Annotated in this window: 6 protein-coding genes; all 6 read left to right on the forward strand. The window is 66.7% G+C overall.

Going from position 1 to position 6,378, the window contains the following annotated elements; all coding sequences use genetic code 11:
• The first annotated feature begins 118 nt into the window (after positions 1 to 118).
• The 6 genes from AC3WUT_RS25220 to AC3WUT_RS25245 all read left to right on the forward strand — a co-directional run bounded on the left by AC3WUT_RS25220 (position 119) and on the right by AC3WUT_RS25245 (position 6,239).
• On the forward strand, positions 119 to 1,330 hold the full coding sequence (locus AC3WUT_RS25220) for an ABC transporter substrate-binding protein (protein WP_492349816.1): 1,212 nt from the start codon (positions 119 to 121) through the stop codon (positions 1,328 to 1,330).
• Positions 1,331 to 1,432: 102 nt separating this feature from the next.
• Positions 1,433 to 2,293: a branched-chain amino acid ABC transporter permease gene (locus AC3WUT_RS25225; protein ID WP_492349817.1), complete on the forward strand. Its 861-nt coding sequence runs from the start codon at positions 1,433 to 1,435 to the stop codon at positions 2,291 to 2,293.
• A 92-nt stretch (positions 2,294 to 2,385) separates the two neighbouring features.
• On the forward strand, positions 2,386 to 3,291 hold the full coding sequence (locus AC3WUT_RS25230; protein ID WP_492349822.1) for a branched-chain amino acid ABC transporter permease: 906 nt from the start codon (positions 2,386 to 2,388) through the stop codon (positions 3,289 to 3,291).
• Positions 3,288 to 4,058: an ABC transporter ATP-binding protein gene (locus AC3WUT_RS25235; RefSeq protein ID WP_492349818.1), complete on the forward strand. Its 771-nt coding sequence runs from the start codon at positions 3,288 to 3,290 to the stop codon at positions 4,056 to 4,058. Before AC3WUT_RS25230 ends, AC3WUT_RS25235 begins: the two co-directional genes overlap by 4 nt.
• Complete coding sequence (locus tag AC3WUT_RS25240) at positions 4,055 to 4,756, forward strand: ABC transporter ATP-binding protein (protein ID WP_492349819.1); 702 nt, start codon at positions 4,055 to 4,057, stop codon at positions 4,754 to 4,756. Before AC3WUT_RS25235 ends, AC3WUT_RS25240 begins: the two co-directional genes overlap by 4 nt.
• A 10-nt stretch (positions 4,757 to 4,766) precedes the next feature.
• A complete protein-coding gene (locus AC3WUT_RS25245; RefSeq protein WP_492349820.1) occupies positions 4,767 to 6,239 on the forward strand; it encodes a M81 family metallopeptidase in 1,473 nt (490 codons plus the stop codon).
• Positions 6,240 to 6,378 lie beyond the last annotated feature (139 nt).

A 6,378-nucleotide genomic window follows, 5' to 3' on the forward strand; every position in this document is an offset into this window, starting at 1 on the left:
AGCCCCCGACCGGGCAACACTGAATGCAGCAGCGAGAGACGGACCGGCCCCTGCAGGCCGGTACCGGCTCCGTCGGCTTCACCCCATTCAGTCCACGCACCGATCCAGGAGCCCCCTCATGCAACGTCGCCAAATTCTGCAAGTCTCCGCCCTCAGCGCCCTGTCTGCCTCCCTGGGGCTGGCCGGCCGCAGCGCGCTGGCCCAGGCCGCCAGTGGCCCGATCCAGTTTGCCTGCCCGGTGCCCATGTCGGGGGCGTTTGCCGCCAACGGCAAGTTTGCCGACCTGGGCATGCGCCTGGCCATCGAGCAATATGGCTCGGTGCTCAAGCGGCCGCTGGCCTACACCGTGCTGGACACCGAGGGCAAGCCGGCCACCGCCGTGCGCAAAGTGCAGGAATCGGCCCAGCAGCAGGGCACGCGTTTCTTTGCCGGCGGCATTCTGTCGGGTGAGGCCCTGGCCATGGGCAAAGAGGCCGAGAAGGCCGGCGGCATCTTCGTGACCACCGCGGGTGCCGACGAGATCACCGGCCAGGACTGCAATGCGGCCACCTTCCGTTGGTCAGTGCCCACGTATGGCGCCATCGAGCAGACCGTGCGTCCCTTGACCGACCTGATGCCCAAGGCCAAGCGCTGGTACACCATCACGCCGCAGTACGTGTTTGGAGACGGCCTGCTGTCGGCGGCCAAGAACATCTTCAAGGAGAAAGGCATCGAGCACGTGGGCAACAGCTACCACTCGCTCGCCGAGAAGGAGTTCAGCGGCTACATCACCAACGCGATGGCCGCCAAGCCTGACGTGCTGTTGCTGCTCAACTTCGGTGCTCAGTGTGCCGACACACTGCGCCAGGCGATCAGCTTCGGCATGCACAAGAACATGACCATCCTGGTGGCCTGGGCCTCGGGCCTGGAGCAGTTCGAGTCACTCGGTGCCGACCTGTGCGAAGGCATCTATTTCGGCGCCCAGTATTGGCACACCGTCGACTCCGAGCTCAACCGCGATCTGGTCAAGCGCAGCAACGACAAGCTCAAGATCAACCCCAACTACAGCCTGGCGGGCTCCTACATCTGCACCAAGCTGATGATCGACGGCATCCTGAAGGCCGGCACGGTCGAGCCCAAGGCCGTGGTGGCCGCGCTGGAGGGCCTCAAGTACGCCGGCCTCACCGGTGAAGAGGAAGTGCGCAAGGCCGACCACCAGGTGCTCAAGAACTATTACCTGCTCAAGGGCAAGGCCAAGGCCCAGATGAAGAACAAGGACGACTACGTCGACGTGCTCAGCGCCGGCAAGTCCTTCCTGCCGGTCGACAAGACCGGCTGCAAACGGGCCTGATCCCCCCGCCGCACGCGCGCTCCCCCTTCTCCGCCGACCGCAACGCGTGCCCCCTGGGGCCGTGCGCGGTCCTGCGGACCTGTCTTTCAACCTGATCAACGCATGAACATCTACCTGCTTCAGATCATCAACGGGGTCGGCATCGGCATGCTGTACTTCCTGTTGGCCGTGGGCTTGTCCATCGTGTTTGGACTGCTGCGTTTCGTCAACTTCGCCCACGGCGCCTTCTACCTGATTGGCGCCTATGCCTGCTACCAGATGACGCGCTGGGGCGTGAGCTACTGGCTCACCCTGCTGGCCGCACCGCTGCTGGTGGGGGCCCTGGGCTGGCTCACCGAGAAGGTGGTGCTGCGCCATGTGTATGCCAAGGCCCATGAGTTCCACATCCTGGTCACCGTCGGCCTGGCCCTGGCCGTGCAGGAACTGGTGATCCTGCAATGGGGCCCCCTGGGCGATAGCGTGGCGGTGCCCGACGCCCTGCAGGGCGTGGTCATGTGGGGAAGCTTTGTCTACCCCAAGTACCGGCTGTTCGTGATCGGTTTCACCGCCGCGCTGGCCGTGCTGCTGTGGTGGGTGCTGGAGGGCACGCGGCTGGGCAGTGCCGTGCGCGCCGGCAGTGAGTCGACCGAGATGGTCTCGCTGCTCGGCATCAATGTGCATCGCATCTTCAGCCTGGTGTTCGGCCTGGGGGCCGCCACGGCGGCGCTGGCCGGGGTGCTGGCGGCACCGATCCGGGGGGCCGAGCCTTTCATGGGCATCGAAGCGCTCTCGGTGGCCTTTGTGGTCGTGGTGGTGGGCGGTATGGGCAGCTTCAGCGGTGCGCTGTTGGGGGGGCTTTTGATCGGTGTCGTGCAAAGCCTGATGAGCACGGTCTGGCCCGAAGGGGCGCGTCTGATGATCTACATCGCCATGGCCGCGGTGCTGTTGCTGCGTCCGCATGGCCTGCTGGGCCGCAAGGAGTGAGTGAGATGAGCAAGAAGCAAACCCCATCCTCGTGGCCGCGCCTTCGCGGGCCCCTGCTGCAGTTCTGGCTGGCCCTGGCCGTGGTGGCGGCCATGCCGCTGCTCATGCATTCGGGTTCACTGGCCAGTGAGGTGCTGATCTTCGGCCTGGCCGCCATGGGCTGCAATCTGCTGCTGGGCTACACCGGCCTGCTTTCGTTCGGCCAGGGCATCTTTTTTGGCCTGGGCAGCTACACGGTGGCCCTCACGCTGACCCGCTGGCCCCTGCCCATGCCGCTGGCCCTGGTGCTGGCCATGGCCGTGGGCGCCCTGGGGGCGGCCGTGGTGGGCTGGGTGTCGATCCGGCAGAAGGGCACCTATTTCGTGATGCTCACGCTGGCCTTCTCGCAGATGTTCTATTTCATCGCCTACACCGCCACCGGCCTCACCGGGGGCGACAACGGCCTGATGGACATCCCGCGTCCCAGCCTCACGCTGATGGGCCTGCCGCTGTGGAGCCTGGTCACGCCCTGGCAGTTCTATGGCTTTGTGGCGGCGCTCTTCATGTTGGTGTTCTGGGCCCTGCTCAAGGTGTCGCAGTCGATCTTCGGCCGCACGCTGCTGGCCGTGCGAGACAACGAAGAGCGCGCGGGCGCCATCGGCTACCCGCTGAAGCTGCTCAAGCTGCAGGCTTTTGTGATCTCGGGCGCCGTGACCGGTCTGGCTGGGGCCCTGCACGCCATGATGACAGGCTTGGCACCACTGTCGAATGCCGAACACCACACCAGCGAGATGATCCTGGTGATGACCGTGATCGGTGGCACCGGCAACTTGCTGGCCTCGGTGCTGGGCTCGGCCTTCTACCTGTTGCTGGGCGACTGGCTGTCGGCCCTGTGGCCGCGCTGGCTGCTGGTTCTGGGCCTGATCCTGATGGCCGTCAGTCTGTGGATGCAGCGCGGCCTGTGGGGCCTGGCCGAAAGCATTTGGAGGCGGCTGTCCCGCCAAGGAGAGCAGGCATGAGCGCCCCGATTCTGCTGGAGGCCAGTGGCCTCGAAAAACACTATGGCAAGTTTGCTGCCCTGGGGGGCGTCAACCTCAAGGTGCGTGCCCACACCGTGCACTCGGTCATCGGGCCCAATGGCGCGGGAAAGACCACGCTGTTCCACCTGTTGACGGGTACCAAATCGGTCAGCGCCGGGCGCATTGTGTTCGACGGCCACGATGTGACCCGGGAGCCCGACCACCGTCGCGTACAGCGCGGCATGGCCCGCTCTTTCCAGGTCACCAGCTTGTTTCTGAGCCTGCCGGTGCGCGAAAACCTGCGCCTGGCGGCCCAGGGCGTGACGCCGCGTGCCGCCTTCAATGGCTGGCAGGCCCCGGTGGGCCCCAGGGCGCTGGCCGAGGTGGTGGACCGCGTGCTGGCGCGCGTGGGGCTGCAAGGACTGGCCGACACGTCGGCAGGCAACCTGTCGCATGGCCAGCAGCGTCGCCTTGAGGTGGGCATGGCGCTGGCGGCCCGGCCCAAGGCGATCTTTCTGGACGAGCCCACCTCGGGCATGGGCATCGACGACCTCGAGGAGATGAAGCACCTGATCCAGAGCCTGCGCGATGAGCACACCGTGGTGCTGATCGAGCACAACATGAACATCGTGATGGACATCTCCGACACCGTCACCGTGATGCAGGCCGGCAGGGTGCTGGCCGAAGGCCTGCCGCACGACATCCGCAGTGATGACCGCGTGCGCGCGGCCTACCTGGGCAACATGATCACCGGAGGCAAGGCATGATTCTTTCGCTCAACGAGGTGCACGCCCACTATGGCAAAAGCCATGTGTTGCAGGGCGTGAGCCTGCATGTGAACAGCGGCGAACTGGTCACCTTGCTGGGCCGCAATGGGGCCGGCAAGACCACCACGCTGAAGACCATCGTCGGCGTGTTGCGGCCCAGCCAGGGCACTGTGCGCCTTTACGGGCACGAGCTGCAGGGCCTGGCCCCGCATGCCATCGCCCGACAGGGGGCCTGCCTGGTGCCCGAGCACCGCGGCATCTTCAAGCTGCTGACGGTCGAGGAGAACCTGTTGTTGGGGCAGCGCCGCCACTCACCCTGGCAGTTGCAGGACATCTATCGCATCTTTCCGCGCCTGAAGGAGCGCCGCAAGAACGGCGGCGCCCAGCTGTCGGGCGGTGAGCAGCAGATGCTGGCCATCGGCCGGGCCTTGATGAACGACCCCAAGCTGCTGATGCTCGACGAGCCGGTAGAGGGCCTGGCCCCCGTCATCGTCGAAGAGATCGTGGCCCAGCTCAAGGTGATCAAGGCCGAGGGCGTGTCCATCCTGCTGGTGGAGCAAAACCTCGAGGTCTGCACCCAACTGGCCGACCGCCACCTGATCCTGGAGCAGGGGCGCATCGTCTACGAAGCCGACAACGCCACCTTTCTGGCCGACACCGAGGTCAAGGACCGCTACCTCGGCGTGGGTCTTGCATGAGGACTCTTTCATGAAACTGCTGATTGCCCGACTCAACCACGAGACCAACACCTTCTCGCCTGTGCCCACGCCCCTGGCGGCGTTTGCCCCCACCTTTGGGGCTGAGGCGCTCCAGGCCCAGCAGGGCATGCGCACTGCGATGGCTGCGTTCCTGGACGCCGCCCAGGCCTTGGGCGCCGGGTGCGTCACCCCGGTCTCGGCCACGGCCAACCCCAGCGGGCCGGTGCAGGCCCAGGCCTATACCGAGCTGTGTGACCGCATCGTGGCTGCCGCCCCGGGCTGCGACGCCATCCTGCTCGACCTGCACGGCGCCATGGTGGCCGAAAACAGTGCTGACGGCGAAGGCGATCTGCTGGCCCGGGTGCGTGCCGCCGCCCCTGGCGTGCCCATTGGCGTGGCGCTGGACCTTCACGGCAACATCACCGAGCGCATGGTGGACAACGCCGACGTGATGGTGGGCTTCAAGACCTACCCGCACATCGACATGTACGAGACCGGTGCCCATGTGGCCCGGTTGTTGCTCGCCATGCTGAAGGGCGTGCCGCGCTACGGCGTGCGCTGGCGCCCCCTGCCGCTGATGAGCCACACCCTGCGCAGCACCACGCTGGGCGGCGCCATGGCCCAGGCGGTGGAGCGCGCCAAGGCCCTGGAGGCCCAGGGCCTGCCGGCCATGACCGTGTTTGCGGGCTTCTCGCTGGCCGACATTGCGGCGCCCTGCGTCAGCGTGGTGGCCACGGTGCGGCTCGATGCCGAGGGCGAGGCCCAGGGCCAGCAGGCACTGGATGGCCTGGCCGATCAGATCTGGGCCCAGCGCCAGGGTTTCATCTATGACAGCGAGCCCCTGGCCGATTCGCTGCAGCGGGCCCAGGCCCTGGCCCAGGGGGCCACCCGGCCCGTGCTGCTGCTCGACCATGGCGACAACTGCATGTCGGGCGGCAGCTGCGACACCCTGGACGTGCTGCAGGCCGCCTGGGCCCAAGGCTTGAGTGGCATCACCGTGGGGCCTTTGTGCGACCCAGAGGCGGTGGCCGCTCTGATCGCGGCCGGCGAGGGGGCCGAGCTCAGCGTGCCGCTGGGCAACAAGGTCTCGCTGGCCGGCCTGGGCCTGCTCAAGACCCCCGTGCTGGTGCAAGGCCGGGTGCGCGCCATCAGCGATGGCAGCTACACGGTCAGCGGCCCGATCTACACCGGCCAGCGCTGCCACATGGGCCGCACCGTGTGGCTGGACACCGGCAGCACGCAGATCGTCGTCACCGAAACACCGCACGAGCCCTGGGACCTCGGGGTGTTCAGCTGCGTCGGGCTGGATCCGCTGCTGGCCCGTTTTCTGCTGCTGAAGTCGCGCATGTACTGCCGCCCGGTGTTCGTGCCCCTGTCGGCCGGCCTGGTCGAATGCGACAGCCCGGGCGTGACCAGCTCCGATTTCAGTCTGTTCCCGTTCCGGCACGTGAAGCGGCCGGTGTTCCCGCTCGATGCGCTCTGAGCGCTTCGAGCGAACGATTCAAAACCCATCCTCTTTCACCATGACCACTGCCAACCCCCAAACCCTGCGCATCAACGGCGAACGCCTGTGGGACAGCCTGATGACCCTGGCCCGCATCGGCGGCACCGACAAGGGCGGC

The organism is Curvibacter sp. EU05-FHT14A10 (genome assembly GCF_058791075.1).

Bases quoted from the DNA above. Each gene is read 5' to 3' on its own strand.
- AC3WUT_RS25220 (WP_492349816.1), top strand. From the start codon at position 119: ATGCAACGTCGCCAAATTCTGCAAGTCTCCGCCCTCAGCGCCCTGTCT.
- AC3WUT_RS25240 (WP_492349819.1), top strand. From the start codon at position 4,055: ATGATTCTTTCGCTCAACGAGGTGCACGCCCACTATGGCAAAAGCCAT.
- AC3WUT_RS25235 (WP_492349818.1), top strand. From the start codon at position 3,288: ATGAGCGCCCCGATTCTGCTGGAGGCCAGTGGCCTCGAAAAACACTAT.
- AC3WUT_RS25225 (WP_492349817.1), top strand. From the start codon at position 1,433: ATGAACATCTACCTGCTTCAGATCATCAACGGGGTCGGCATCGGCATG.
- AC3WUT_RS25245 (WP_492349820.1), top strand. From the start codon at position 4,767: ATGAAACTGCTGATTGCCCGACTCAACCACGAGACCAACACCTTCTCG.
- AC3WUT_RS25230 (WP_492349822.1), top strand. From the start codon at position 2,386: ATGCCGCTGCTCATGCATTCGGGTTCACTGGCCAGTGAGGTGCTGATC.